A 25,587-nucleotide genomic window follows, 5' to 3' on the forward strand; every position below is an offset into this window, starting at 1 on the left:
GGTCCTACTTTTTCCGGGGCGACATGATGCCGCCCCGGTAATCCGGTTAGAAGCGGAAGGTTGCGGTGGCGACCACCTGACGTTCTGCGCCCCAATAGCAGGCGTAGTCGCGATAGCAGCTTGAAACGTAAGTCTTATCAAACAGATTGTTAATATTAACACCGACGGACGAGCCAGGCAGGCCGAAACGCGCCAAATCGTATTTGATGGTCGCATCAACCAGCGTGTAATCCGGCACTTTAAAGGTGCTGTTGTCGCCATTGAAGCTAGAGCTGGAGCCGACATAGCGTACGCCGGAACCCAACGTCAGGCCACTGACCGCACTTTCATGGAAGGTATAGTCCGCCCATATGGAAGCCAGATGTTTAGGGATTTCCGGTGTCGGCTTACCCTGGAAATTGGTGTCTTCAGTATACTTGGCGTCAGTGTAGGTATAAGAAGCAATCAGGTTGACGTTGGCATTCAACGCTGCCTTGGCTTCCAATTCAACCCCGCGTGAACGAATCTCTCCGCTTTGCATGCTGAACAAAATATTGTTCGGATCTGTCGTCAGATTGTTGTTCTTGGTCAACTGGTACAAGGCTGCGGTCAGGACGACAGGACGGTCCTTCGGCACATATTTCACCCCGGCTTCATACTGTTTACCGATCGAAGGCTTAAAGGTACTCCCCCCAGCGGTGGTGCCCAGATTTGGTTCAAACGATTGGCTATAGCTGAAGTAAGGAGTGATACCATTTTCAAACAGATAGTTCAGACCACCACGCCACGTAAATTGCCCATCAGTCTGTTCATCTGTGGTTCCCGCATTGCGATTATAGGCCGAAGTTTTCGCCCAGTCGTAACGGCCGCCCAGCGTCAACAGCCACTGATTCCACTCACCTTGCTCCTGAACATACAGGCCCGTCTGTTCCTGACGGTTCAGATAGTTATAAGGGAAATTAATAACATAGCCGTCGTTGCCATACTGCGGATTAGTCATGCTCAGACCATCTGCAGTGCCAAACCCGGAGTTGATATCATTGCGCATGCGCATGTAATCCACACCGAACAACAGCGTATGATCGACATCGCCGGTTTTCAGTTTAGCCTGTGCCTGAGTATCTACCGAGAAGCTGTTCAGATGCTCTTTAGACTGAACATAGGCACGATTAATGGTGGTTGGCGTTGCAGCAGAAACACCGCTGCCGTATATGCTCTTCAGATCGGTTTCCAACTGCATATAGCGTAGATTCTGACGCACCGCCCAAGTATCGTTGAATGCATGTTCGAAGCTATAACCGATCATCCGTTGTTTGCGGGAAGTATAGTTACTGGCTTCACCCTCATTGAAATCAGTTGGCAACTTGCTGCCGTCCGGCAACGGGATCAGCGTGCCCTGCTTCGGCAGCCAGCCGTAATAACCGGTATAGGGATCGTTTTGGATATTAGCCAGCAGCGTAAAGTTGGTCTTGTCGTCAGGACGCCAGCTGAAAGAGGGTGCGATCGCATAGCGCTTTTCTTTGGCCATGTTCTGTTGCGAGTCACTGTCTTTCGCCAGGCCGGTCAGACGGTAAGAGTAAACACCGTTGTCGTCCAGCGCATCGCTAAAGTCGAAACCGGTTTGGAACAGGTTATCGGTACCCATCTTGAACTGGATTTCGCGCAGCGGTTCGGTGGTTGGCCGCTTGCTGACCATTGCCACCAGGCCACCCGGGCTGCTTTTGCCGTACAGCACCGAGACCGGACCGCGCAGCAGTTCGGCGCGTTCCAGGAAGTAAGGATCGATTGACGCTTCGCTATAGTTGTCGCCCTGCAGGCGCAGACCGTCCAGATACTGGTTGGTATTCACCGCCGGGAAGCCGCGAATAGCCACCGAATCATAAGTGTTGGAGCTACCACGGCTGGCGTACACCCCCGGCGAGTAAGCCAGCGCACCTTTCACCGTCTCCGGCTGGCGCATATCCATCTCTTCACGCGTTACCACGGAAACCGACTGCGGGTTCTTTTCGATCGGCGTATCGGTTTTGGTACCGGTGGCGCTGTGTTTGGCCACATAGGTGCCGACCGGCCCCCAGGCGCTTTCCTGCTGCGGTTGGCTGCTGCCCACAACGGTAATAGTGTCTTCCTTGGCGACCGGTTTGGCCTCGGCGGAAAATGCCGGCATTGCCAGCGTGCCAAGTGCGGCAGCGATAGTCATCGCTAACCCACTGACGTGAGTGCGGCCCTGCTTGGCCGCGAAAGATGAAAGACGCTTGGTCGGCATAGGTGGTTTCTCTGGTTTATTATTTGATGACGAATGTAAACGATAATAATTATTATAAGCGACGCATTTTATGCAGAAGCCAAATTAAACTGCAAGCTCATTTCAGCAGCAGAAGCCAGAGGGGACGGGGTTGATACACGGATTAACAGAGTGGGAATAGACTGAGCGGATAAGAACAAAAAGCCCGCAACACAATAGTGCGGGCCGGACAACACAATGCGTTTATTTCCTATATCCCGTTAACATCAACAACGGCGGTGTTTTGCTCTCGGCTGAATCAATACTGAACAGACGACCGCTGTCATTACCTTCCACCGCGATAGTGATCTCGGTTTGCTGATTTTTCACTGCCTGCCGCAACCACGCATCCACGTTGCTATAACGGTATTCGCGATTGTGGTCCAGATACAGCGCCGTTTTGGTGTCGGTAGAACATGCCGGGCGGGCGCCCCAGCTCAGGTTCTCCGGCTGCCAGTCATTGTTGCATTGATAAAAATAGATCATGCCGGCAGTGGCGTCGGTCACGTTGCCAGCAACCGTGCGCAGGTGATAAACCAGATCTTTATCGGTATCAATATCTTTGTCTGCCGGCCACTCAGGCACAGCAAATTTGAGATAGGCAATTTTCCTGAGGCCAGGTTTTTTGCTGTCTCCCCGCACCAACAGCTCTGCAGGATTTTCATTTATGCTGCCATCAGCGGCAACCGTAGCCTCAGCCAGTGGAACTGAATAGCTAGAAGGTATTTTTTTGCCACAATCCATAGGGAAATTCATGCACTGCTCGGTCATAAAAACGGCGGCCTGTTCAGTCCAGCCATTCATAAAGTCGCCGTGTGCGGTATAGATCGAACCCCATTTCTCGACCATTTTGCCGTTTTCCATCACTGGATCCAGCGACAACTGCGCCTTGCTGAGATCCACCGCCGTATCGCTATCCAGCTCATAGGCGACGTTCATGTTGATGGTTGGCAGTTTCACCGGATAGGCCGCCGGGCACGCATCCTTCACCGCGTAGACCGCATTTTTCAACGTTTTGCCTGGCTTGAGGTTTTTACCATCCCAACAATTAGGGAATGCCAGAGCAATATTGAATTGCAGTTTACCTGGCGCATACGGCGGACAGTTTTTAAACGGCACAGAAGAATACCCTTGCCCCTGACAAAAATAGTTCACCACGCCAGGCGTGGGTTTAGTGCCTTGATGGTCACCCACCAACAATTCCAGCCCATGCGGAAACGGGTGCAGCGGAAACTGCTCTACGTTTTTCGCCTGGTAATAGGTTTTCTGATAGGCCGGGCGCACCACCGTGCCATCTTCCAACCGCAGTGCAGGCACCCAGTACGCGGAATGGTCGGCCAGGTTATTACAGGTGGTTTCCGGGTTAGCCAACAAAGTATCGGAGGTAGAATTGGCGTCGGTTGCCGTGTTGCCAAAGAAATCATGCCACATCGCCATACCGGCCTCGCCCGGCATCATAATGGCATCGTCGGCCAGCGTATGGCTGTAATGGCATTGCACGTCGGCCTGCGGCCCGCTGGGCTGTACGGCAAAAGTACTGAGGGGTAACCCACCGGCCATGCCGATGGTTAGCGCTGAATAAGCAGAAAGGTATCGCATCGTTATGTTCCTTATTACGTTTTAGCGAGAAGGCGACGTCGAGACCTCTTGAAGGTTAATTCTCAGGTGTGACCGCCCTTCATCGACACCGATAATAGGGAATAGAAAATGCCAACATATTGATATAAACATGAAAAAGGGCACAAAAATTTGTGCCCTTTAGGGAAGGTTTCAGCAATGTTTACTTGCCGAACATGTCCTTGATCCAACCGGCAACGCCGTCAGCATCTTTTTGCTCACCCGCATCCTGCTGCTGTTGCTGTTGCTGCTGCTGTTGAGCGGCCTGGCTTGCCTGACATAGCCCTTGCGGATTGTCGGTCCACACCGGGATGGTGCGCCCGCCGCCGCCACAGACAAAGTTACCGCCTGAATCGATGCCCATCTGGTTGATACCTTCCGGCGGCTGCAGCATCAGCGGCAGCGGCGTTTGGTTTTCCAGATAGCGGCGATACAGGGTCAGCGCACCGTTGGCACCGGTCAGCTTGGCCGGGCCGTTGTTATCACGACCCACCCAGGCGATAGCCACTTCCTTGCCATCAATACCGGCAAACCAGCTGTCGCGCAGATCGTTGGTGGTACCGGTTTTCGCCGCCAGATTGTAGTTGGGGAATTTCACCGACAACGAGCGAGAAGTCCCGCGTGCGACACCCTGTTGCATGGCGTACAGCGTCAGATAAGCGGCCTGTGCCGGCACCACGCGTTCCGCCTGCGGGAAGCTCTGGTACAGCACCGAACCGTCTTCGGCGATCACCGAGCGCACCGCAGACAGCGTCGCACGGTTACCGCCACCGGCGATGGTCTGGTATTCCTGCGCCACTTCCATCGGCGTCAGGCCAATCGCGCCGAGCAGCATGGAAGGTACCGGATTGATTTCCGCTTTCGGAATGCCCAGACGTTGCAGTGTGGCACTGATTTGATCCAGCCCAACCGCCATACCCAGGTTCACCGTCGGCACGTTGAGTGAGAAGGCCAACCCGTCCACCAACATCACCTGCCCACGGAATTTGCGGTCATAGTTGTTTGGCTGCCAGACGGTGCCGTTCTGCAGTTTCAGCGTCAACGGCTGATCCGCCAGCCAGGTATTCAGACGGTATTTATCCGGCTCGGACAACGCGGTCAGGTAAGTGGGTGGCTTGGCCAGTGAACCGACCAAACGGCGCGCCTGCATCGCACGGTTAAACCCGGCGAACTGCGGGTTGGCACCGCCGACCATGGCGCGAACTTCACCACTGAAACGATCGACAATCACCATCGCCGCTTCCAGATCCTGCACGTGACGAGCCGCCCTCAATGCCGGAATACCGTCTTCGACCGCTTTTTCCGCCGCATCCTGCGAAACCGGATCCAGCGTGGTGAAGATTTTCACACCGGACAGATCGTTAACCTTGTCGCCCAGCTTGGCTTGCAGTTCCTGACGCACCATCTGCATAAACGCCGGCTGTGGTGTGATCACCCCACCTTTCGGCTGCACGCCCAACGGCCTGGCGCTGAGCATGTTATACAGTTCGGCATCGATAACCCCCTGGTTCTGCAACAGTTTCAGTACCAGGTTACGGCGTTCCAGCGCCAGTTTAGGGTTACGCCAAGGGTTATACAGCGACGCCCCTTTAACCATGCCAACCAGCAGCGCCTGCTGATCCAGGCTCAGTTCATCCACCGGGCGGCCGAAGTAATACAGGCTGGCCAGCGGGAAACCGCGGATCTGGTCGTTGCCGCTCTGACCGAGGTAAACCTCGTTCAGATACAGCTCAAGGATACGATCCTTGCTGTACCGGTAATCCACCAGCAACGCCATATAGGCTTCGTTGGCCTTACGCCACAGCGAACGCTCGTTGGTCAGGAACAGGTTTTTCACCAGCTGCTGCGTCAGGGTACTGCCGCCCTGCACCGCACGCCCGGCGGTCAGGTTAGCCAGCACGGCACGGCCGATGGAGTATGGGCTGATGCCGTCATGTTCATAGAAGTGACGGTCTTCGGTGGCGATCAACGTATCCACCAGCAGGTCCGGGAAACCGGCGCGCGGGACAAACAGACGTTGTTCACCGTTAGGTGACTGCAACATGGTGATCAGGCGCGGATCGAGGCGGAAGAACCCGAAACTGCGCTGGTTTTCCATGTTCTCGATTTTCGCCAGGCGGTTGTTCTGGAAATCCAGACGGGCGTGGATCTGCCCTTCTTTACCGTCCGGGAAGTCAAATGGACGACGCAGCATCTCAATGCTGTTGGCCTGTACGGTAAATTCGCCCGGACGGGTCATGCGGCTGACCTGACGGTATTGCATGCCCTGCAGCAGATCGACCATTTCCTTTTTGCTGTACGGCATACCCGGTTCCAGGTTGACCATGCGGCCATACACCGCCGCCGGCAACTGCCAGACCTTGCCGTCAATGCGGCTGCGGATCTGCGAATCCAGATAAACGCCGTAGATTGCCAACAGCACGGCAACCACCAGAATCAGTTTGATCAGCAAGCCGAGCCAGCGGCGTTTTTTACGCGGCGGAGTCGCTTTTACCTTACGCGGCATGCGTTCTTCCTCGTCTTCATAATCATCTTCGTCATCCTGGTACTCGTCTTCCTCGTAATCATCGTAATCGTCATCTCGACGACGGCGCGGCGGCTTGCGCGACGCGGTGCGTGTTGGTTGTTTCCCTTTGCGCCCGATGGGCTCGCGGTCATCCCCAGCCATTGCTGTTAATCTCCAGACTTGGCGGCACTGCCGGCCATTATAAGTCGCTTAATCTGTCGTGGCGTGACGCCGCTGAACAGAAGAAACATCTGAATTCATTTACTGATATTTTTTCGTGCGCCGCGTAGGAGCGGTATTTGCCGGGTCGTCCGGCCACACGTGCTTCGGGTAACGCCCTTTCATCTCTTTTTGCACTTCCCGATAAGCGCCCTGCCAGAACGCCGCCAGATCGCCGGTGATTTGCAACGGCCGGTGCGCCGGTGAGAGTAACTCAAGCACCACCGGGATGCGACCTTCTGCCAGCATAGGGCTGCGTTGTTCACCAAACACTTCCTGTAAACGCACCGCCAGCGCCGGGGGTTTGCCGGCATCATAGCGGATAGGCAGCCTGCTGCCGGTCGGCACAGTGTAATGAGTGGGTAACGCATTATCCAGTCGCTGCTTTTGCTGCCAATTCAGTAACCGCGCCAGCGCCTCGGCGATATTCACCTGTTTCAGCCCACGCATGTCGCGTACGCCACTCAGCGACGGCAGCAGCCACTGTTCCAGTGATGCCAACAACGACTCATCGTCGACCGGCGGCCAGTCAGCCTCCGGCAGCCAGTTCTGCGCGCACTGCAGGCGCACACGCAACTGTTCGGCGGCGGTGTCCCAGTTGAGCACCGCTACCCCCTGGGCACGTACCCAATTGAGCAGCGCCAGTTGCAGCTCTTCGGCAGCCGGTTTGGCCAGCGGCTGCGCACGCAGCGTCAGGCGACCAATCTGCTGGCGTTTCCAGGCGCGCAGCGTGCCTTTTTCCTCATCCCACTCTACGGCGGTTTGCTGGGAAACCATCGCCGGCAACTGTGCCGCCAGCGCCTCAATCTCAACCGGCAGCGCCAGCAGGATGCGGGCATCGGGGCTGTTATGTCCTTGCAACAGGCTGGGAACGATCAGCCATGGCGCACGCGATAACGCCTCATCCTGATTCATCGCCGCCCCCATGCCGTTGGCCAGCAGGTAACGGCCATCCTGACCGCGCCGTTGAGCGATGCGGTCAGTGAAGGCTAACGCCAGCAGGCGCGGTGCCATCTCGACATCAACCTGCCCGGTTTTTCCTGGCAAACGTCGGGCAAGCTGGGTGGCACGGCGTTGCCAGTTCGGCTGTGGGCGGCTCAGCCAGTAGCCGATATCCATTTGTCCGCTGCGCGGAGGCTCTTCCAGTAACGACGCCAGCGCGGCGGCCGTTGCCAGCCCATCGGCTCCAAGCTCCGCGCCGTGGGCCAGCATCGCCGCCAGCCGTGGCTCACAGCCCAGTTTGGCCATCTGCCGGCCGCGCGAAGTGAGTTTATCGCCATCATCAATGGCCCCCAGCCGCTGCAACAGCCTGCGGGCTGCCGCCAGCGCCGTTTCTGGTGGCCTGTCGAGCCAGGTCAGTTGCCCGACGTCATGACAGCCCCATTGCAGCAACTCAAGCCAAAAACCGGCGAGATCGCTTTGCAGAATTTCCGGTTCGGCATGCTCTGCCGCCCGTTCTGCCTGCTCTTTGGCAAACAGATGCCAGCAGATACCCGGCTCCAGACGCCCGGCACGGCCTGCACGCTGGATCATTGACGCCTGACTGATACGTTGTGTGATCAGCCGCGTGAGACCGTTACGCACGTCATAACGCGCCACTCGCTCCAGGCCGCTGTCTACCACCAGCCGGATACCTTCGATGGTCAGGCTGGTTTCGGCGATGTTGGTCGCCAGCACCACTTTGCGTCGCCCGGCGGGGGCCGGTTGAATCGCTTTCTGTTGCTGTGCCAACGGCAAGGCACCGTACAGCGGGCATAGTTCGGTATCCGCCGCCACCTCACCGTTCAACCGCTCCAGCACCCGGTTGATTTCCGCTACGCCCGGCAGGAACAGCAACAGCGATCCTGTCTGTTCCGACAGCAGGCGTTTGACCGCCGCGGCCACGCCGTCCTCCAGCCGCTGATGACTGGCCAACGGCTGATACTGGCGTTCAACCGGGAAACTGCGGCCTTCAGAGACCACCACTGGGGCCTGCGGCAGCAACTGCGACAGGCGGGCGTTATCCAGCGTCGCCGACATGATCAGCAGCTTTAGATCGTCACGCAGCCCCTGCTGTACGTCCAGCAGCAGCGCCAATGCCAGATCGGCCTGCAGGCTACGTTCATGGAATTCGTCGAGGATCACCAGCGAGACGCCCTGCAGCTCGGCGTCCTGCTGCAGCATGCGGGTAAGAATCCCTTCGGTAACAACGATCAATCGGGTATTCGGCCCGCTTTTGCTTTCGGCGCGCATGCGGTAACCCACCGTCTGGCCAGGCTCTTCTCCCAGTTGCTGTGCCAACCTATAAGCCACGTTTTTCGCCGCCAATCGCCGTGGTTCGAGCATGATAATTTGCCCCGGCAGCCCGGCTCTGGCCAGGATCTGTAATGGCAGCCAGGTGGATTTACCGGCACCGGTCGGCGCATGCAGCAATACCTGCGGGGCGGATTGCAGCGCAGTGAGTAATTCATCAAGAACCGCGCTGACGGGCAGTGAAGACACAGAACTCTCCGTAGTGGTTAACATTGGACGGCGCACATTGTAGCATTAGACTCCGCCTTTCATTACTTGCCGGGAACCTATGTCCAGCTCGCGCCGCCTGTTTTTCGCCCTGACCTTGCCTGATGCGCTGCAGCAACAGGTGATCCGCTGGCGTGCCGAAGCCTTCGCGCCGGAAGTCGGCCGGCCGGTCGCGGCAGCCAATTTACATCTGACGCTGGCCTTTCTTGGTGACGTTTCGGCGCAAAAAGAATCTGCATTGAAAAAGCTGGCCGCCCGTATCAGCCAGCCCGGTTTCAGCATGGTGCTCGATGACCTCGGCCACTGGCCGCGCCCCGGCGTGGTCTGGCTCGGCACCCGCCGTGCGCCGCGTGGGCTATTGCAGTTGGCGGAGCTGTTGCGATCGCAAGCGGCCCGCAGCGGCTGCTATCAAAACCCCATGCCGTTTCATCCGCATATCACCCTGCTGCGCAGCGCAACGCAGCCGGTCGCCGTACCGCCCGCTACGCCGGGCTGGAACTTCAGCGCTAACGAATTCGCCCTGTACCAGTCAGTGTTTGAAAACGGCCGCACGCGTTATCAGATGCTTGAGCAATGGTCTTTAGCCCATCAGGATACGCCATGATTTTTTCGCCACCGTTGCGCCACGCCACGCTGATTAAACGTTACAAACGCTTTCTGGCGGACGTCATTACCCCGGAAGGGGAAACCTTCACCCTGCACTGCGCCAATACCGGTGCCATGACCGGCTGTGCCACGCCTGGCGATACCGTCTGGTATTCCACCTCGGATAACCCCAAACGTAAATATGCCCACAGCTGGGAACTGACGCATACCCAACAGGGGGACTGGATCTGCGTGAACACCCTGCGAGCCAACACCCTGGTACGTGAGGCGATCGAACAGAATCTAATCAATGAATTATCCGGTTACAGTAAAATAAGCAGCGAAGTAAAATATGGCAGCGAAAGCAGTCGTATCGATTTGTTATTACAGGCAGAAGATCGCGCTAACTGCTATATTGAAGTTAAGTCAGTCACATTATTGCAACAACAACGTGGTTACTTCCCTGATGCGGTAACGCTCAGAGGACAGAAGCACTTACGTGAGTTGCTAAGCGTGGTTGAAAGCGGGCAACGGGCGGTATTGTTCTTTGCTGTGTTACATAGCGGTATTGAGCAGGTCGCACCGGCACATCATATAGATGAGCGTTATGCGACACTGTTGGCACAGGTTCAGCAGTTGGGCGTAGAAGTGGTTTGCTATGGGGCTAAATTATCACCTGACGGTATATATCTCTGCGATAAGTTACCGTTTTTTATCGATTAGCACTGACCGGGCACCAATAATTCGACAACCGGTTAACGCGTCGCCAAATACGCCTTCCTTCACACCATTGTCAAGCAGGCGACAGGAATAATTGCCAACCTACTTCCCATCTGTTATTTATAGCGGCCTGTTTTTCCCCCACATTGGGGATTCGATAGTGCGTGTGTATGTAGGAGAAGCAACATGCAAGAAGGGCAAACCCGTAAAACCTCGTCCTTGAGCATTCTCGCCATCGCTGGGGTGGAGCCGTACCAAGAGAAGCCGGGCGAAGAGTACATGAACGACGCCCAGTTGTCGCATTTCAAGCGCATTCTTGAAGCATGGCGCAACCAGCTCAGGGATGAAGTGGATCGTACTGTATCTCATATGCAGGAAGAGGCAGCCAACTTCCCTGATCCGGCCGACCGTGCCACTCAGGAAGAAGAGTTCAGTCTTGAACTGCGTAACCGCGACCGCGAACGCAAACTGATTAAAAAGATCGAGAAAACGCTGAAGAAAGTAGAAGACGAAGATTTCGGCTACTGCGAATCCTGCGGCGTGGAGATCGGCATTCGTCGCCTTGAAGCGCGTCCGACTGCTGATTTGTGCATCGACTGCAAGACTCTGGCCGAAATCCGCGAAAAGCAGATGGCAGGCTAATACAGTTGTTACCGCTGCGGCGTGCGTTCTGCGTGCGCCGCACAGAGAAAAGGGAAAGTTTCCCCTCTGATATGCAAGAAAGACAATATGTGGGGCGCTTTGCCCCATCGCCTTCCGGAAGCCTGCATTTTGGTTCGCTGATTGCCGCTCTGGGAAGCTACCTCCAGGCTCGTGCCCAACGCGGGCAGTGGCTGGTTCGCATTGAAGATATCGATCCCCCGCGCGAAGTCGCCGGTGCGGCCGATCGTATCTTATCCGCTCTGGAACACTATGGTCTCCTCTGGGACGGCCAGGTCATCTATCAATCCCAACGTCATGAAGCCTACCGCGCTACTTTGGATCTACTGCATCAGCAGGGGCTCAGCTATTGCTGCAACTGCACCCGCAGCCGTATCCAGCAGCTAGGCGGTCTGTATGACGGCCACTGTCGTCATTTGAATCTTGGCCCGCAGGGTGCCGCCATTCGCTTACGCCAGTCCACCCCGGTTTACGCCTTCCATGACCGCCTGCAGGGCGAGTTGCAGGCCGACCCGGCGCTGGCACGGGAAGACTTTATCATCCGCCGACGCGATGGGCTGTTCGCCTATAATCTGGCGGTGGTGGTGGACGACCATTTTCAGGGCGTTACCGAAATTGTGCGTGGTGCCGACCTGATTGAACCGACGGTGCGCCAGATAGCGCTGTACCACCAGTTGCAGGCGCCAGTACCCACCTATGTACATCTGCCGCTGGCGCTGGGCGCTAACGGCAGCAAACTGTCGAAGCAAAACCATGCGCCCGCTCTCCCCGACGGCGATCCACGGCCGACCCTGGTGGCCGCGCTGAAATTTCTGCGTCAACCGCTGCCGGAAAGCTGGCAAGATCTTGACCTGTCGTTATTATTGAGCTGGGCAGTCGCTCACTGGAAGCTGGAGGATGTGCCACGCCGGGAGGCTATTTCCCTGGACGAAAACACATCGGCATTCTCAAAAGAGCCATGGTGAGCTATGATTAGCCGCTATTTTTTGTTAGCGCCATTTTTATCAGACACTATCGAGGTGTACCATTTTTACCCGAGTAGCCAATTTCTGCCGTAAGGTGCTAATCCGCGATGACAAGCAACCGCGCGACGATGCGCCGGTCAGCGATAAAAACGTAGTCCGCGAAGAAAGCGTGGTGGCGGAACAGCCGGCCGCGCCGCAGCGACGTTCCGTCGAACGCGGCAGAGAAAGCCCTGCCCGCCGGCCGGCACCGCGTAAACGCCCCCCTTTTCCTGCCGCAGAGGGAACCGGCTCAATGACCGTGATCCCACGCGACCAGCATTCCATCTCACGTAAAGACATCAGTGAGAATGCGCTGAAGGTGCTGTATCGCCTGAACAAATCCGGCTTCGAAGCCTATCTGGTCGGTGGCGGCGTACGCGACCTGCTGCTGGGCAAAAAACCGAAAGATTTCGACATCACCACCAACGCGACGCCGGAGCAAGTGCGCAAGCTGTTCCGCAACTGCCGTCTGGTTGGCCGCCGCTTCCGCCTGGCCCACGTGATGTTCGGGCCGGAAATCATTGAGGTTGCCACCTTCCGTGGTCACCACGAGCAGCAAACGCCGGAGTCTGACAAAAATTCTTCCCAGCAGGCCCAAAACGGCATGCTGCTGCGCGACAACATCTTTGGTTCGATCGAAGAAGATGCCCAGCGCCGCGACTTCACCATCAACAGCCTGTATTACGGTGTAGCGGACTTCACCCTGCGTGATTACGTCGATGGCCTGCGCGATCTTAAACAGGGCGTGATCCGTCTGATTGGCGATCCGGAAACCCGTTATCGTGAAGACCCGGTGCGTATGCTGCGCGCGGTGCGCTTTGCCGCCAAGCTGGACATGACCATCAGCGATGAAACCGCCGAGCCAATCCCGCGTCTGGCGTCCTTGCTGCATGAGATCCCGCCGGCGCGTCTGTTTGAGGAATCACTCAAGCTGCTGCAGGCAGGCTACGGTTACCCGACCTATCTGAAACTCTGTGAATACCAGCTGTTCCAGCCGCTGTTCCCGCAGATTGCACGTCACTTCACGCCGGGTCAGGACACGCCAATGGAGCGTATTCTGGCGCAGGTGCTGAAGAACACCGACTACCGTCTGCAAAACAACATGCGCGTCAATCCGGCGTTCCTGTTTGCTGCTATGCTTTGGTATCCGCTGCTGGAACATGCGCAGAAACTGGCTCAGGAAAGTGGGCTGGCTTACTACGACGCCTTCGCGCTGGCGATGAATGATGTGTTGGACGAGCAGTGTCGTTCGCTGGCCATTCCAAAACGCATCACCACGCTGGTTCGCGATATCTGGCAGCTGCAGCTGCGTCTGTCCCGTCGTCAGGGCAAGCGTGCGCACAAGCTGATGGAACATCCGAAATTCCGTGCCGCTTACGATTTGCTGGCGCTGCGTGCCGAAGTAGAAGAAAACCAGGAGATGCTGCGTCTGACCGAATGGTGGGGCGAGTTCCAGGAAGCCACACCGGCACGACAGAAAACCATGTTAAGTACTTTGGGTGACGATCCGGCACCGCGCCGTGCGCGTCAGCGCCGCCCTCGCCGTCGGACGCCGCGTAAAGAAGGAGAATAATGATCCGCGTTTATATCGCGCTGGGCAGCAACCTGGCGCACCCGCTACAGCAGGTGAAAGCCGCACTGGAAGCGCTGGAGCATCTCCCGCGCACCCGGTTGATCGTCTGTTCTTCGTTTTACCGCACCAAGCCGCTGGGGCCGCAGAACCAGCCGGACTTTCTCAATGCGGTGGTGGCACTGGATACCTTGCTGCCCGCCGAACAGTTACTCGATCACACCCAGGCGATTGAACGCAATCAGGGCCGCGTGCGCAAAGATGAGCGCTGGGGCCCACGCACCCTCGATCTGGATATCATGCTGTATGGCGAACAAGTGATCCATACCGATCGCCTGACGGTGCCGCACTACGGTCTGAAAGAGCGTGAGTTTATGCTCTATCCGTTGGCAGAAATCGCCCCCGAGTTAGTCTTCCCGGACGGCGAATCGCTGGTCAGCTGCCTGAAGCGTGTGCCGCAAAACGGCATGGAGCTCTGGCACCAACCCAGGCAAAAAGCCTGAGTCGGCGCAGGATATACAGAACGCCCCTACAGCGCTACCTGAGCAACAAAGCCCCCTTCAGGCCGATTGGCGAAGCTAACCCGCAGCCCGTGTAAACCGGCAATGCGTTGCACAATTGACAACCCCAACCCGCTACCGGTCTGTTCCTGACCCGGTGGACGATAAAAACGCTCCCCCAACCGCGCCAGATGTTCCGTCGTCACGCCCGGGCCATCGTCTACCACCGTCAACAGACGCTCTGTCAGCCTCACCGTGACCGTACCGCCCGTCGGGGTGTAACGCACCGCATTATCCACCAGGTTGCGCACCAGCAGCGACAGCAGCAACGCTTGCCCCTGTAACGGTGGTGGCATGCCCTGCTGTTCGTAACGTAGCGTGACGCCGGCCGCATGAGCATGGCGATCCTGCTCGGCCAACGTCATCGGTACCAGTTGGCTCCAGTCGGCAGCTTCCAGCTCGGCGAGGTCTGACAGGGAATCCAACCGCGACAGCGTCAGCAGTTGATCCACCAACCGGGTGGCGCGATCGATACCTACCGTCAGATTGCCCAGCGCATGCTCACGCATCTGCTCGTCATCACCGGCCAGTTGTACCACTTCCGTTTGCACCCGCAGCGCCGCCAATGGGCTACGCAGTTCGTGGGCGGCGTCAGAAGTAAAACGGCGTTCACGCACCAACAGCGCATTGATTCGGGCAAACAGAGCATTAAGCGCATCGACTAATGGCCGGACTTCGGTCGGAACCTGACCGGCATCCAGCGGCGTAGCATCGTCCGGTGCGCGTTTACGCAGCCCGGCAGCGACGGTGCGTAATGGCCGCAGCTCGCGCCCGACCATCAGCGCAATCAGTAGCATCAGTATCGGCAGCGTCACCAGCCATGGCACCAGTTGCCCGGTCACCATGCCCAGCGCCATATCCCGGCGATAATCCCACTCCTGCCCCACCACGATGCGATAACGGCCATCCGGGCTGGTCAGCCACAGCAACCGCCAACTGTCATCATCGCCCTTACGTTCTCCGTCGGTGAAACCTTCACGGTCGCCGTCAAAACGGAAATCTGCCCCGTTCTCCCCGTCATTGAGCAGCATCTTGCCGCTGCGGTCGAAGATGGCGAACGCCAGCGCATCATCATCCTGCTCGCCACGCTTGCCGTGATGCACCAGTTTTTTGGTTTTCGGCAGGCTGCGCACGCTCTCGTCTGCCAACAGATCGCCCAGATTGGCGGTTGCCAGCCGTTTGGCAAACAGCATCTGCTGGGTATCGAAGACTTCGTTGATGATATTGCGGCTCATCTTCCAGGCCACCAGGCTGGCAGCGCACCAGGTCAATAACGCCAGCAGGCTGAAAATCAGGATCAATCTCAACCGCAGACTAAGATGTTTCACGCATTATCCCCCAGCGTATAACCCACGCCGTGTATGGTGCGGATAAACCCGTTACCCAGCTTGCGCCGCAGATGATGGATATGCACCTCCACCGCGTTGCTGCTGACTTCGTCGTCCCAGTTGTACAGTTTTTCCTGGATCAGCGGCCGCGCCAATACCCGTCCCTTGTTATGCAAAAACAGCTCCAGCACCGCCAATTCACGCGGGGTCAGCGTGACCGGCTCACCGTTACAGCTCACGCTACGGGTTGCGGTATCGAACACCACATTGCCATGGACCAGTTGCGGCATCAGTTGGCCGTGACGACGGCGAATCAAGGCCTGCAGGCGCGCCGCAACTTCCGTCAGGGCAAAAGGTTTACACAGGTAATCATCGGCGCCGCTTTGCAGGCCGCTAACCCGTTGCTCCAGTGCGTCACGCGCGGTCAGGATCAGCACCGGCACGTCATGGCCGGCCTGCCGCCACTGACGCAACAGATCCAGGCCATCGAGGCCCGGCAGGCTCAAGTCGAGGATCACCGCATCGTAAGGCGCGCTTTCCAGCGCATTTTTGCCGACCAGTCCATCGGTAAACCAGTCCAGATTAAAGCCCAACCTGGTCAGCCCGGCCTTGATACCGTCGCCGATTAACTTGTCATCTTCTATCAGCAGAATTCGCATGTGCGTCCTTTTTTAGCCATTGCCGCCCATTACACCACAAGGTTCTTAAGAACCGCTTAAGCATTATGATCTGCGCTACCCACCCCGTTAGGGTTACAGTAGAATGACAGCACTTTTTTGCCGCCAGGGCCCTGCGCACGCCGCGCGGCTCTATTCAGGAGACGACGTGATGAAACCCACCACCGTGACCCATTTGCACCAGTGGAAGCAGGAACAGCGTAAGTTTGCTTCCCTCACCGCCTACGATGCCAGCTTTGCCAAACTGTTTGAAGAGCAAGGCGTTAAAGTGCTGCTGGTGGGCGATTCACTGGGCATGACGCTGCAGGGCCACGACTCTACCCTACCGGTCACCGTCGCCGATATCGCCTATCATACCCGTGCCGTGCGCCGGGGTGCTCCGGCCTGTCTGCTGTTGGCCGACCTGCCCTTTATGAGCTATGCCACCCCACAATTGGCCTGCGCCAATGCCGCCGAGCTGATGCAGGCCGGTGCCAATATGGTGAAGCTGGAAGGCGGCAGTTGGCTGTGTGAAACGGTGAAAACACTCACCGAACGCGCGGTGCCGGTCTGTGGCCACCTCGGCCTGACGCCGCAGTCAGTCAACGTATTCGGCGGCTACAAGGTGCAAGGCCGCGATGAACTTGCCGCCAAGCAACTGCTGGAAGATGCAAAAAATCTGGAGCTGGCCGGTATCCAACTACTGGTGCTGGAGTGCGTACCAACCGAACTGGCACGCAAGGTCACCGAAGCCCTGACCATTCCGGTGATCGGCATTGGTGCCGGTAACGCCACCGATGGACAGATCCTGGTGATGCACGACGCCTTCGGCATTACCGGTGGCCGCACGCCAAAATTCGCTAAAAACTTCCTGGCACAGAGCGGCGATATCCGCTCGGCGGTGCAACAATATATTCAGGACGTAGAGCAAGGCATTTACCCCGCTGAAGAGCACTCTTTCAACTAAAGTGTCCGCGTTAGGAGTTATGGAATGGTAATTATCGAAACCCTGCCGCTGTTGCGTCAGCAGATCCGCCGCTGGCGTCAGGATGGCAAACGCATCGCGCTGGTGCCGACCATGGGCAACCTGCACGAAGGTCATATGCGGCTTATCGATGAAGCCCGCGCGCGCGCCGATATCGTGGTAGTCAGTATTTTCGTCAATCCGATGCAATTCGAACGCCCTGAAGATCTGGCCAGTTACCCACGCACCCTGCAGGAAGACAGCGAGAAACTAACCCGCCGCGGCGTCGAACTGGTGTTCGCCCCTGCGCCGGCCGATGTCTATCCGCAGGGGCTGGAACAGCAAACCTATGTCGACGTACCGGGGATTTCCACCATGCTGGAGGGTGCCAGCCGTCCGGGCCACTACCGCGGCGTCGCCACTATTGTCAGCAAGTTGTTCAATCTGGTACAGCCGGATCTGGCCTGTTTTGGCGAGAAGGACTATCAGCAACTGGCGCTGATCCGCAAGATGGTGGCGGATATGGGCTACGACATCAACATTGTTGGCGTACCGACAGTACGGGCCAAAGATGGTCTGGCGCTCAGCTCACGCAACGGTTACCTGACCGCCGAAGAGCGGAAAATCGCCCCACAGCTCAGCAGAATCATGAATGCGCTGGCCGAACAGCTCAGCAACGGTGAACGCCACGTCGACGAGCTGCTGGAACAAACCGCAGAGCACCTGCGCAACGCCGGGTTCACCCCGGATGAGCTGTTTATCCGCGACGCCGACAGCCTGCAACCGCTGGGTGTTGAAAGCCAACGTGCCGTGGTGTTAATGGCCGCCTGGCTGGGTAAAGCGCGGTTGATCGACAATCAACAGGTTGACCTGACGCTGTAGGTCATTTTTTGTGCAATCGTCACCATTGCGACCGGCCAGACAGTAGACAATGGCGGGCTTATCGGTGACGATAACACCGGATGGATGTTTAACCTCAATCGCCTGTGAAGGCTGATACTCAGTTAGGTAAAGTTATGATACGTACTATGCTGCAAGGCAAGCTGCATCGGGTGAAAGTGACTCAGGCCGACTTGCACTATGAAGGCTCCTGCGCGATTGATCAGGACTTTCTGGAGGCCGCAGGCATTCTGGAATATGAAGCTATCGATATTTATAACGTTGATAACGGTCAGCGTTTCTCAACCTATGCCATCGCCGCCGAACGCGGTTCGCGCATTATTTCGGTCAATGGTGCGGCAGCACGCTGCGCCTGCGTGGGCGACAAACTGATCATCTGCTCCTACGTACAGATGAGCGATGCCGATGCCCGCCAACACCGCCCGAAAGTGGGCTACTTCGAGGGTGACAACCACCTGCAGCGCAAGGCGAAAGCCGTGCCGGTTCAGGTCGCATAAAAGTAAAAACGGGCGCTGTCGGCGCCCGTTCCTTCCTGATTATTGCACCACCAGCGTTCCCGGTTTATTGGCTATTCTGTCCGCCATGGTCTGAATCGAGTCGGTGCGCAAAATATACAGCCGTTTCAGCGTATAGGGGTTATCCCCCGGTTTCACTTTGCCCTGCACCGTGGTCACCGCCATATGAAAACCGGCGTCTTTCGCAGCCTGTATCGCCCGCTGATTGTAGCCGCCAAATGGGTAGGAGACATACAGCACATGCGGATTAAACTGCGACAGCGCGCGGCGTGAGCGCTCAAAATCGAATTCAATATTGTGCAGTGAACGACTGAGCAGGATCGGTTGACGATTACCGTCGGTACGATGCAGGAAATGGGTATGTGACTGCACGTCGAACACGTCCTGAATCTGCTTCAGCTCGGAAATGCTCATAAACTGCAGCGAATCTGGGTTCCACTTCTGCGGGTGACGCTTGATGCGTGAAGAAATAATAAACGCCGTGGCACGGAAGCCGTAATTCTTCAAGACCGGGTAAGCGTAGCGATAGACCGATTTCAGCCCGTCATCAAATGTCAGCACCACCGCCCTGCCCGGCAGATTGATCTGGTTTTTCAGGTAGGCTTCCAACTGATACAGGGAAATAGTGTCGTAGCCCGCCTGCTTCAAATAGGTCATCTGGTTACTGAACGCCACGTCAGAGGTAGTCGTCGAGGTATGGCGGAAGCGCTTGTTCTCTTCGTTTTTCAGCAGATGATGATAGGTCAGTATCGGTATACCGGTGTCAATCTCACAGTCCAGCTCACTGACATAACCCAGGCGATCGCCAATATTGACCTCATACCAGGTGTTGTTGAGCCGATCTTTCAGCTTGCCGATAATCGGGTAGCGCAGGTTCTGTTCCAGTACACCAAACACATCGCTGGTGTTATCCGCATCGGTATAGACGTTGATCGCCTTCTGCGTGATCAGGTTCTGGTTAGTCAGCGGTTTATTCAACTCCCCCAGATCGTCTTTCACCTTGCGTGATTTTTTAAGCTCTCGCACATCGTCTTTATCGATAAAACCCGTGCCGTGGCCGAATTTGAACTCGTAATATTCCGCATCCGCCGGGAACACCTGGATCAGTTGCCCCTGCTTCACTTCACCGACAGGAATGACATGCTCGCCAATCAGCGAATAAACCTCACTGTCGCGTTGCGCTTCCATATATTCGGATTTAACGGCACTGTCTTCCGACAACAAATTGGCCAGGCTTGCCGGGGCGACAAGGGACAACAGAATGCCGAGTAACCCAGCCGCTATCTTGTGTGTAGACCGCATGGTTATGTTCTGCTTACGAGTGCGTATACCCGTCGCTTTTCCAGCCGCAACTTGAAATTCATAGGGTATATAACAAAATGGAGAAAATGTGGAGCGCCAGCATAGCACGATTTGAATGGCGGGGAGAAAGGGGTTATTTGAGCAATTCTATTGATTTACAGGCTACTTGCTTCAGGTCAGGTAAAGCGTCCCCGTACGCAATGTCCGGGGACGCTGGTTAATCAGGTACGCAGACCGCGACCGCGCTCAATCAGGTACCAGGACAGCAGGTAGAACACCGCAATGAACGCCACCAGCACCGTCATGGTCAGCGTCAACGGCACGTCGCTGATGCCCAGGAAGCCATAGCGGAATCCGCTGATCATGTAGACAATCGGGTTCAGTTTGGACACCGCCTGCCAGAACGGCGGTAGCAGCGTCAGCGAGTAAAACACCCCGCCCAGATAGGTCAGCGGCGTCAGCACGAAGGTCGGGATCAGGCTGATGTCGTCAAAGGTGGTGGCAAACACCGCGTTGATCAGCCCCGCCAGCGAGAACAAAATCGCCGTCAGCAGCAGCGTGGCGACAATCACCCACCAGGCATGCACCTGCAACGGCACGAAGAACAGCGAAATCACGGTCACCAGCACGCCGACGCAAATACCGCGCGCTACGCCACCACCGACGTAACCGGCAATCACCACGTGCGTCGGTACCGGTGCCACCAGCAGCTCTTCAATATTGCGCTGGAATTTGGCGCTAAAGAACGATGACGCCACGTTGGCATACGAGTTGGTGATCACCGCCATCATAATCAGGCCGGGGACGATAAACTGCATGTAATCAAAACCGTGCATCTCGCCAATGCGTGAACCTATCAGGTTGCCGAAGATGATGAAATACAGCGTCATGGTGATCACCGGCGGCACCAGCGTCTGGATCCAGATGCGGGCAAAACGGTTGATCTCTTTAGCCCAGATGCTCTGCAAGGCCACCCAATACAAACGCATCATGCTTTTTCTCCATTACCGTTAACCAGAGTGACAAACAGCTCTTCCAGCCGGTTGGCCTTGTTACGCATGCTCAGTACCTGAACGCCCTGCGCACTGAGCTGGGCAAACAGGCCATTCAGGCCCTGTTCGCGCATCACTTCCACTTCCAGCGTTGAGGTGTCCGTCAGGCGATGGCGATAACCGTCCAGCTGCGGCAACGGGCTTTTCGCCGCCAGATCGAGGATGAAGGTTTCAGACTTCAGCTTGGCCAACAGGCTTTTCATCGAGGTGTTTTCCACCAGCTCACCGTTTTGGATAATGCCGATATTGCGGCACAGCATTTCTGCTTCTTCCAGATAGTGGGTGGTGAGAATGATGGTGGTGCCCTGGGCATTAAGCTCTTTCAGGAAGCCCCACATCGAGCGGCGCAGCTCGATATCTACCCCGGCGGTCGGTTCGTCGAGGATCAGCAATTTTGGCTGATGCATCAATGCGCGAGCGATCATCAGGCGGCGCTTCATCCCGCCAGATAACATGCGGGCACGTTCGTCGCGCTTGCCCCACAGATCCAGCTGGGTCAGGTATTTTTCCGCCCGCACCAGTGCCTCACGGCGGGTCACGCCATAGTAGCCGGCCTGATTGACCACAATCTGCATCACGGTTTCGAACGGGTTAAAGTTGAACTCCTGCGGCACCAGCCCAAGTTGGCGCTTGGCGTTGACGATGTCTTTATCGATGTCGTAGCCGAACACCCGTACGCTGCCGGACGTCTTATTAACCAGCGAGCTGATAATGCCGATGGTAGTGGATTTTCCGGCGCCGTTAGGCCCCAGCAAGGCGTAGAAATCCCCCGCCTCGACGTTCAGGTCGATCCCGCGCAATGCCTTGACGCCACCGGCGTAAGTCTTGGTGAGCTGCGCTATTTCCAGTGCATAATTCATAAGTTAAAAAGTACCTTGTGACGATGAGTATGCTGCTGCGTCTTGTAATGAAGGTGATGTTATCATCAGCAGCGTTTTCACTGAGGCAAATCCGTGCGGAAAATTCAGGTTCCATCCCGCCTTACTGTATAAAAAGTGGCTGAATACCCTCTAGCGTAGCTGTTCCGATTTCCAAACTGTGACGCTTGTCCTATATTACCCCAACGCAATCTGTCCGTTACAGGTCTATAACCTCCATGAAAGAAATCGAAAAGCTTATCGCTAATAACCATACCTGGTCGGCTAACATCAGCAAGGAAGACCCGAACTTTTTTGAACGTTTGGCCCAGGCGCAAAAGCCTCGCTTTTTATGGATAGGTTGTTCAGACAGCCGCGTTCCCGCGGAAAGACTGACCGGGCTGGAGCCGGGTGAACTCTTTGTTCACCGTAACGTGGCCAACCTGGTGATTCACACTGATTTAAACTGCCTGTCGGTGGTGCAGTACGCCGTCGACGTTCTGGAAGTTGAGCATATTATTATCTGCGGTCACCTGGGCTGTGGTGGCGTAGAGGCCGCGGTTGAGAACCCTGAGCTGGGGCTGATCAACAACTGGCTGCTGCACATTCGTGACCTGTGGTACAAGCACAGTTCACTGTTGGGTGAGCTGGAACCAGAACAGCGCCTCGACGTACTCTGTGAAATCAACGTGATTGAGCAAGTCTATAACCTGGGCCATTCCACCATTATGCAGTCAGCGTGGAAACGCGGGCAGAAAGTGATGATTCACGGTTGGGTGTACGGGATCCAAGACGGACGTCTGCGGGATCTGGAAGTTGCAGCCACCAGCCGGGAAAGCCTGGAAATGGGCTATCGCAAGGCGATGGCTACACTGCAGCAGGATAAGGGTATTTAATCCTGTCAGGGGCGCGGCAAACCGCGCCCACCGCATATTACTCGTCCAGCAGTACCACTTTGCCGACGTACGGCAAATGGCGATAACGCTGAGCGTAATCGATGCCATAACCTACCACGAACTCGTCCGGGATCGGGAAGCCCACGTACTCCACCGGCACTTCGACTTCACGACGTTCAGGCTTGTCCAGCAGGGTGCAAATCGCCAGTGATTTCGGCCCGCGCAGCGCCAGAATTTCGCGCACTTTGTTCAGCGTATTGCCGGAGTCAATGATGTCTTCAACGATCAGCACGTCTTTGCCACGGATGTCTTCATCCAAATCCTTGAGGATTTTCACGTCACGGGTGGTGGACATGCCGCTGCCGTAGCTGGAGGCGGTCATAAAGTCGACCTCATGCGGCACTTCAATGGTGCGACACAGATCGGCCATGAACATAAAGGAACCGCGCAGCAGCCCGACCAGCACCATATCACTGCCGCTATCGCGGTAATCTTCGGTGATCTGGCGGCCAAGTTCGGCGATACGGGTCTTAACTTCCTGCTCGGAAATCATTACTTCTACAGTGTGTTTCATAGTTTTCAGGTCAGTTGCCGGAAGAAGGGCGCAGAGTTTAGCATAGCCTGACGCCGCTGGCGACGCGAGTGCGCCGCCCGTTGAATCTGGCGGGTTCAGGTATCAACTAAGTTTAGGGTATAGCTCGAGGGTATTCCTGACGGGCATGAAGCACACTTAACACCTCGATATGCTCCGCTAATACGCGATAAATCACTATATAATTTGGGTGTACCACTATTTCCCGAGTTCCGGCTACGCGCCCGGTTCGGAACAAATACGGATGTTCAGTTACTGGAATGACCGATTCTTCTATACGCTGCATCAGCGACTCAGCAGCAACTGGATTTTGTTCCGCGATAAAAGCGATCAGGGTATATAAACCCGTTTTTGCCTCGTCAGTCCATTTGACGGTCAGCATCAGGCTGATTTTCTTTTAGCTTTAGCTTCTTCGATAATCTTGCGGGCACCGGCCATGACTTCATCATGAGGGATCAAAGGGGCGCTACTATTGATTGCAGCTTCAACCTGGCTCCGAAACCAACGGTCGTAGTGGTCAGCCTGCTCTTGAGTTTCAAACTCCGAGACGATAGGGTCCAATTTTGTCGACATAATGCTTCCCTCCATAGCTGATATTTTAAGCAGTATAGCCACTTCCCAAGGCCAAACCAAGCGTGGCGACGCGAGTGCGCCGCCCGGTTTTCCATGGGGGTGATCAGTCGGTGACGGTAAAGCCCAGCATCATGCCGGTATCTTCATGTTCCAGCAGGTGGCAGTGGGCCATATAGGCATGATCGCTATTGGCTGAGTGATCAAAGCGCACCAATACCTCACTGCGCCAACCTTCGACCCGCACCGTGTCTTTCCAGCCGCTGCGGTGAGCCGCCGGAGGTTTGCCGTTTTCCGACAGGATGCGGAACTGGGTGCCGTGAATATGGAACGGATGCAGCATCATGTCGCCCTCACCCGAAATGGTCCATTTTTCGTATTTGCCGCGCTTGGCCTCAAACATCGGCTTGGTCATGTCGAAGGCCTTGCCGTTGATCATATTGGCATGGCTGAAGTCGAACGACTTGGCACCATGATCCATCCCTTTCATATTGCCGTGGTCCATCCCCTTCATACTGCCATGGTCCATGCCTTTCATGCCGGCCATATCACCACCGTCTTTAGGCATGCTGCCGTGGTCCATGCTCATGCCGGCCATGGCCTGATGGCCGTAGCGGTCCATCAACGCCTGCATACCCAGCTTATCCAACTGCGGGTTCATCATCAGTTGCAACCAGCGCTCCTGGATCCCGCTTACCGCCGGTATTGCGGGCAATTTGACCAGGCTGTCCGGCATGCTCTTGATACCCTGCGCCAGCGAAGGCTGAATATGCAATACCGGCAGCGGCTGGTCGAACGGGGCCAGCGTCATGCCCATCTGTTTAACCGGCAGCGTAACAATATCGAAAGGCTTGCCGTCGGAGGCATCCACCAGCACTTCAAAGCGTTCGCCCATCAGCATCGACAGTTCGGTCAGCTTGACCGGCTCGGCCAAAAAGCCGCCGTCGCTGGCGATCACGTAGAGCGGCCGATTATCGCTGGTTGCCAGATTCAGTGAACGCGCATTACAACCGTTGAGGAAACGCAAGCGCAGCCAACCGCGCGGTGACACATGCCGTGGATACTGGGCACCGTTGGTGAACATACGGTCACCGAACCAGCCTACTGCGGCACTCATTACGTCCAGTTGGTATTCAATCTGTGCATCTTTACCCAACCGCTTGTCCTGCAGGATCACTGGAATATCATCCTGCCCCCAGGTTTTAGGCAGCGGCAACTTGCTGCTCTCGTCGTCTTCCAGCAGAACCAGCCCCGCCAAACCCATCATCACTTGCTGGCCAGTCTTGCCGTGAGTATGCGGATGGAACCAGCAGGTGGCTGCGGGCTGTTCGACCTTGAACTGCACCCTGCGCGTGGTACCTGGCTGAATCAGTGCCTGCGGGCCGCCATCAACGTCACCGGGGATTTCCAGACCGTGCCAGTGAACGGTACTGGCCTCCGGCAAGCCATTGCGAATATCCACCGTCACCGGCTTGCCGCGCTGCAATCGCACCGCAGGTCCCAATAACGCCCCATTAACGCCCCAGGTTTGGGTCGCCTTGCCCGGCAGCCAGTTCATTTCGCCGGTTTGCAGCGCCAGCGCTATGTTCCCTTGAGCGTCCGGCATCAGCAGCGGCGGGATCGGCAACGCCGGCAGCTCGGCTGCCCACACGCCCCGGCTCCACAAGGGTAAAGCACTTGCCGCGCCCAGCGCAGCGGTCAATTTGATAAAATCACGGCGTAACATCGCTGACTCCCTTTTTCAGTGATCGGCAC

The 25,587-nt window shown here is 56.5% G+C and carries 23 protein-coding genes; 10 read left to right on the forward strand and 13 right to left on the reverse strand.

The genetic code is table 11. The annotated features are described in order from the left end of the window. Nucleotides 1–46: 46 nt before the first annotated feature. The 4 genes from fhuA to hrpB all read right to left on the reverse strand — a co-directional run bounded on the left by fhuA (nt 47) and on the right by hrpB (nt 9,083). Entirely contained in the window at nt 47–2,242 is a 2,196-nt protein-coding gene (gene fhuA / locus ACSOSI_RS21565) for a ferrichrome porin FhuA (RefSeq protein ID WP_476706110.1), read from the reverse strand. 222 nt (nt 2,243–2,464) lie between these two features. After that, nucleotides 2,465–3,859, reverse strand: coding sequence for a DUF1996 domain-containing protein (locus tag ACSOSI_RS21570; RefSeq protein ID WP_261277263.1), 1,395 nt, complete (start codon nt 3,857–3,859; stop codon nt 2,465–2,467). 181 nt (nt 3,860–4,040) lie between these two features. Then, nucleotides 4,041–6,545 carry a bifunctional glycosyl transferase/transpeptidase gene (mrcB, locus tag ACSOSI_RS21575; protein WP_261422787.1) on the reverse strand — a complete coding sequence of 835 codons (2,505 nt, stop codon included), beginning with the start codon at nt 6,543–6,545 and terminating at the stop codon, nt 4,041–4,043. 99 nt (nt 6,546–6,644) lie between these two features. Then, nucleotides 6,645–9,083 (reverse strand): ATP-dependent helicase HrpB, encoded by a 2,439-nt coding sequence (gene hrpB, locus ACSOSI_RS21580; RefSeq protein WP_476706111.1) that lies wholly within the window; start codon nt 9,081–9,083, stop codon nt 6,645–6,647. A gap of 79 nt (nt 9,084–9,162) precedes the next feature. Between hrpB and thpR the strand changes: the two genes are divergently transcribed. The 6 genes from thpR to folK all read left to right on the forward strand — a co-directional run bounded on the left by thpR (nt 9,163) and on the right by folK (nt 14,143). Continuing rightward, nucleotides 9,163–9,705, forward strand: a complete 543-nt coding sequence (gene thpR / locus ACSOSI_RS21585; RefSeq protein WP_012146685.1) for an RNA 2',3'-cyclic phosphodiesterase — start codon at nt 9,163–9,165, stop codon at nt 9,703–9,705. Then, a complete protein-coding gene (gene sfsA, locus ACSOSI_RS21590) occupies nt 9,702–10,409 on the forward strand; it encodes a DNA/RNA nuclease SfsA (RefSeq protein ID WP_017893929.1) in 708 nt (235 codons plus the stop codon). The genes thpR and sfsA overlap by 4 nt, the downstream gene beginning before the upstream one ends. A 183-nt stretch (nt 10,410–10,592) precedes the next feature. Continuing rightward, nucleotides 10,593–11,048 carry an RNA polymerase-binding protein DksA gene (gene dksA, locus ACSOSI_RS21595; protein WP_012146687.1) on the forward strand — a complete coding sequence of 152 codons (456 nt, stop codon included), beginning with the start codon at nt 10,593–10,595 and terminating at the stop codon, nt 11,046–11,048. A gap of 71 nt (nt 11,049–11,119) precedes the next feature. Further along, nucleotides 11,120–12,031: a tRNA glutamyl-Q(34) synthetase GluQRS gene (gene gluQRS / locus ACSOSI_RS21600; RefSeq protein ID WP_012146688.1), complete on the forward strand. Its 912-nt coding sequence runs from the start codon at nt 11,120–11,122 to the stop codon at nt 12,029–12,031. A gap of 61 nt (nt 12,032–12,092) precedes the next feature. After that, nucleotides 12,093–13,643, forward strand: coding sequence for a polynucleotide adenylyltransferase PcnB (pcnB, locus tag ACSOSI_RS21605; protein ID WP_071593043.1), 1,551 nt, complete (start codon nt 12,093–12,095; stop codon nt 13,641–13,643). Continuing rightward, on the forward strand, nt 13,643–14,143 hold the full coding sequence (folK, locus tag ACSOSI_RS21610; protein WP_017893931.1) for a 2-amino-4-hydroxy-6-hydroxymethyldihydropteridine diphosphokinase: 501 nt from the start codon (nt 13,643–13,645) through the stop codon (nt 14,141–14,143). The genes pcnB and folK overlap by 1 nt, the downstream gene beginning before the upstream one ends. Before the next feature lie 26 nt (nt 14,144–14,169). Here folK and qseC read toward each other — a convergent pair whose 3' ends face one another. Next, entirely contained in the window at nt 14,170–15,528 is a 1,359-nt protein-coding gene (gene qseC / locus ACSOSI_RS21615) for a quorum sensing histidine kinase QseC (RefSeq protein ID WP_476706112.1), read from the reverse strand. Continuing rightward, nucleotides 15,525–16,187: a quorum sensing response regulator transcription factor QseB gene (qseB, locus tag ACSOSI_RS21620; protein ID WP_012146692.1), complete on the reverse strand. Its 663-nt coding sequence runs from the start codon at nt 16,185–16,187 to the stop codon at nt 15,525–15,527. Before qseB ends, qseC begins: the two co-directional genes overlap by 4 nt. A gap of 169 nt (nt 16,188–16,356) precedes the next feature. Between qseB and panB the strand changes: the two genes are divergently transcribed. The 3 genes from panB to panD all read left to right on the forward strand — a co-directional run bounded on the left by panB (nt 16,357) and on the right by panD (nt 18,545). Further along, nucleotides 16,357–17,151, forward strand: a complete 795-nt coding sequence (panB, locus tag ACSOSI_RS21625) for a 3-methyl-2-oxobutanoate hydroxymethyltransferase (RefSeq protein WP_476706113.1) — start codon at nt 16,357–16,359, stop codon at nt 17,149–17,151. Nucleotides 17,152–17,175: 24 nt separating this feature from the next. Next, on the forward strand, nt 17,176–18,030 hold the full coding sequence (gene panC, locus ACSOSI_RS21630) for a pantoate--beta-alanine ligase (protein ID WP_476706114.1): 855 nt from the start codon (nt 17,176–17,178) through the stop codon (nt 18,028–18,030). Between the two features lie 134 nt (nt 18,031–18,164). Then, entirely contained in the window at nt 18,165–18,545 is a 381-nt protein-coding gene (gene panD, locus ACSOSI_RS21635; protein ID WP_012146695.1) for an aspartate 1-decarboxylase, read from the forward strand. Nucleotides 18,546–18,584: 39 nt separating this feature from the next. On the opposite strand, the gene ACSOSI_RS21640 is transcribed toward panD, so the two are convergent. The 3 genes from ACSOSI_RS21640 to ACSOSI_RS21650 all read right to left on the reverse strand — a co-directional run bounded on the left by ACSOSI_RS21640 (nt 18,585) and on the right by ACSOSI_RS21650 (nt 21,777). Beyond that, complete coding sequence (locus tag ACSOSI_RS21640) at nt 18,585–19,865, reverse strand: polysaccharide deacetylase family protein (protein WP_017893937.1); 1,281 nt, start codon at nt 19,863–19,865, stop codon at nt 18,585–18,587. A gap of 221 nt (nt 19,866–20,086) precedes the next feature. Then, nucleotides 20,087–20,857, reverse strand: a complete 771-nt coding sequence (locus ACSOSI_RS21645) for an ABC transporter permease (RefSeq protein WP_012146697.1) — start codon at nt 20,855–20,857, stop codon at nt 20,087–20,089. Then, complete coding sequence (locus tag ACSOSI_RS21650; RefSeq protein WP_476706115.1) at nt 20,854–21,777, reverse strand: ABC transporter ATP-binding protein; 924 nt, start codon at nt 21,775–21,777, stop codon at nt 20,854–20,856. Before ACSOSI_RS21650 ends, ACSOSI_RS21645 begins: the two co-directional genes overlap by 4 nt. A gap of 236 nt (nt 21,778–22,013) precedes the next feature. On the opposite strand from ACSOSI_RS21650, the gene can reads away from it, so the two are divergent. Further along, a complete protein-coding gene (gene can / locus ACSOSI_RS21655; protein WP_012146699.1) occupies nt 22,014–22,670 on the forward strand; it encodes a carbonate dehydratase in 657 nt (218 codons plus the stop codon). Nucleotides 22,671–22,707: 37 nt separating this feature from the next. Here can and hpt read toward each other — a convergent pair whose 3' ends face one another. The 4 genes from hpt to cueO all read right to left on the reverse strand — a co-directional run bounded on the left by hpt (nt 22,708) and on the right by cueO (nt 25,558). Further along, the gene (gene hpt / locus ACSOSI_RS21660) at nt 22,708–23,244 is read right to left on the reverse strand and encodes a hypoxanthine phosphoribosyltransferase (RefSeq protein ID WP_012146700.1); all 537 of its coding nucleotides are present in this window, start codon (nt 23,242–23,244) and stop codon (nt 22,708–22,710) included. 112 nt (nt 23,245–23,356) lie between these two features. Beyond that, nucleotides 23,357–23,644: a type II toxin-antitoxin system RelE/ParE family toxin gene (locus tag ACSOSI_RS21665; RefSeq protein WP_017893940.1), complete on the reverse strand. Its 288-nt coding sequence runs from the start codon at nt 23,642–23,644 to the stop codon at nt 23,357–23,359. Further along, nucleotides 23,644–23,835, reverse strand: a complete 192-nt coding sequence (gene relB, locus ACSOSI_RS21670) for a type II toxin-antitoxin system RelB family antitoxin (protein WP_017893941.1) — start codon at nt 23,833–23,835, stop codon at nt 23,644–23,646. The genes ACSOSI_RS21665 and relB overlap by 1 nt, the downstream gene beginning before the upstream one ends. A 103-nt stretch (nt 23,836–23,938) precedes the next feature. Further along, the gene (gene cueO / locus ACSOSI_RS21675; RefSeq protein ID WP_218217918.1) at nt 23,939–25,558 is read right to left on the reverse strand and encodes a multicopper oxidase CueO; all 1,620 of its coding nucleotides are present in this window, start codon (nt 25,556–25,558) and stop codon (nt 23,939–23,941) included. Nucleotides 25,559–25,587 lie beyond the last annotated feature (29 nt).

The organism is Serratia sp. AR11 (assembly GCF_056376275.1).

Coding starts and splice junctions, on each gene's coding strand:
- fhuA (WP_476706110.1), bottom strand. CDS start 2,242: ATGCCGACCAAGCGTCTTTCATCTTTCGCGGCCAAGCAGGGCCGCACT.
- ACSOSI_RS21570 (WP_261277263.1), bottom strand. CDS start 3,859: ATGCGATACCTTTCTGCTTATTCAGCGCTAACCATCGGCATGGCCGGT.
- mrcB (WP_261422787.1), bottom strand. CDS start 6,545: ATGGCTGGGGATGACCGCGAGCCCATCGGGCGCAAAGGGAAACAACCA.
- thpR (WP_012146685.1), top strand. CDS start 9,163: ATGTCCAGCTCGCGCCGCCTGTTTTTCGCCCTGACCTTGCCTGATGCG.
- sfsA (WP_017893929.1), top strand. CDS start 9,702: ATGATTTTTTCGCCACCGTTGCGCCACGCCACGCTGATTAAACGTTAC.
- dksA (WP_012146687.1), top strand. CDS start 10,593: ATGCAAGAAGGGCAAACCCGTAAAACCTCGTCCTTGAGCATTCTCGCC.
- gluQRS (WP_012146688.1), top strand. CDS start 11,120: ATGCAAGAAAGACAATATGTGGGGCGCTTTGCCCCATCGCCTTCCGGA.
- folK (WP_017893931.1), top strand. CDS start 13,643: ATGATCCGCGTTTATATCGCGCTGGGCAGCAACCTGGCGCACCCGCTA.
- qseB (WP_012146692.1), bottom strand. CDS start 16,187: ATGCGAATTCTGCTGATAGAAGATGACAAGTTAATCGGCGACGGTATC.
- panB (WP_476706113.1), top strand. CDS start 16,357: ATGAAACCCACCACCGTGACCCATTTGCACCAGTGGAAGCAGGAACAG.
- panC (WP_476706114.1), top strand. CDS start 17,176: ATGGTAATTATCGAAACCCTGCCGCTGTTGCGTCAGCAGATCCGCCGC.
- panD (WP_012146695.1), top strand. CDS start 18,165: ATGATACGTACTATGCTGCAAGGCAAGCTGCATCGGGTGAAAGTGACT.
- ACSOSI_RS21640 (WP_017893937.1), bottom strand. CDS start 19,865: ATGCGGTCTACACACAAGATAGCGGCTGGGTTACTCGGCATTCTGTTG.
- ACSOSI_RS21645 (WP_012146697.1), bottom strand. CDS start 20,857: ATGATGCGTTTGTATTGGGTGGCCTTGCAGAGCATCTGGGCTAAAGAG.
- ACSOSI_RS21650 (WP_476706115.1), bottom strand. CDS start 21,777: ATGAATTATGCACTGGAAATAGCGCAGCTCACCAAGACTTACGCCGGT.
- can (WP_012146699.1), top strand. CDS start 22,014: ATGAAAGAAATCGAAAAGCTTATCGCTAATAACCATACCTGGTCGGCT.
- hpt (WP_012146700.1), bottom strand. CDS start 23,244: ATGAAACACACTGTAGAAGTAATGATTTCCGAGCAGGAAGTTAAGACC.
- ACSOSI_RS21665 (WP_017893940.1), bottom strand. CDS start 23,644: ATGCTGACCGTCAAATGGACTGACGAGGCAAAAACGGGTTTATATACC.
- relB (WP_017893941.1), bottom strand. CDS start 23,835: ATGTCGACAAAATTGGACCCTATCGTCTCGGAGTTTGAAACTCAAGAG.
- cueO (WP_218217918.1), bottom strand. CDS start 25,558: ATGTTACGCCGTGATTTTATCAAATTGACCGCTGCGCTGGGCGCGGCA.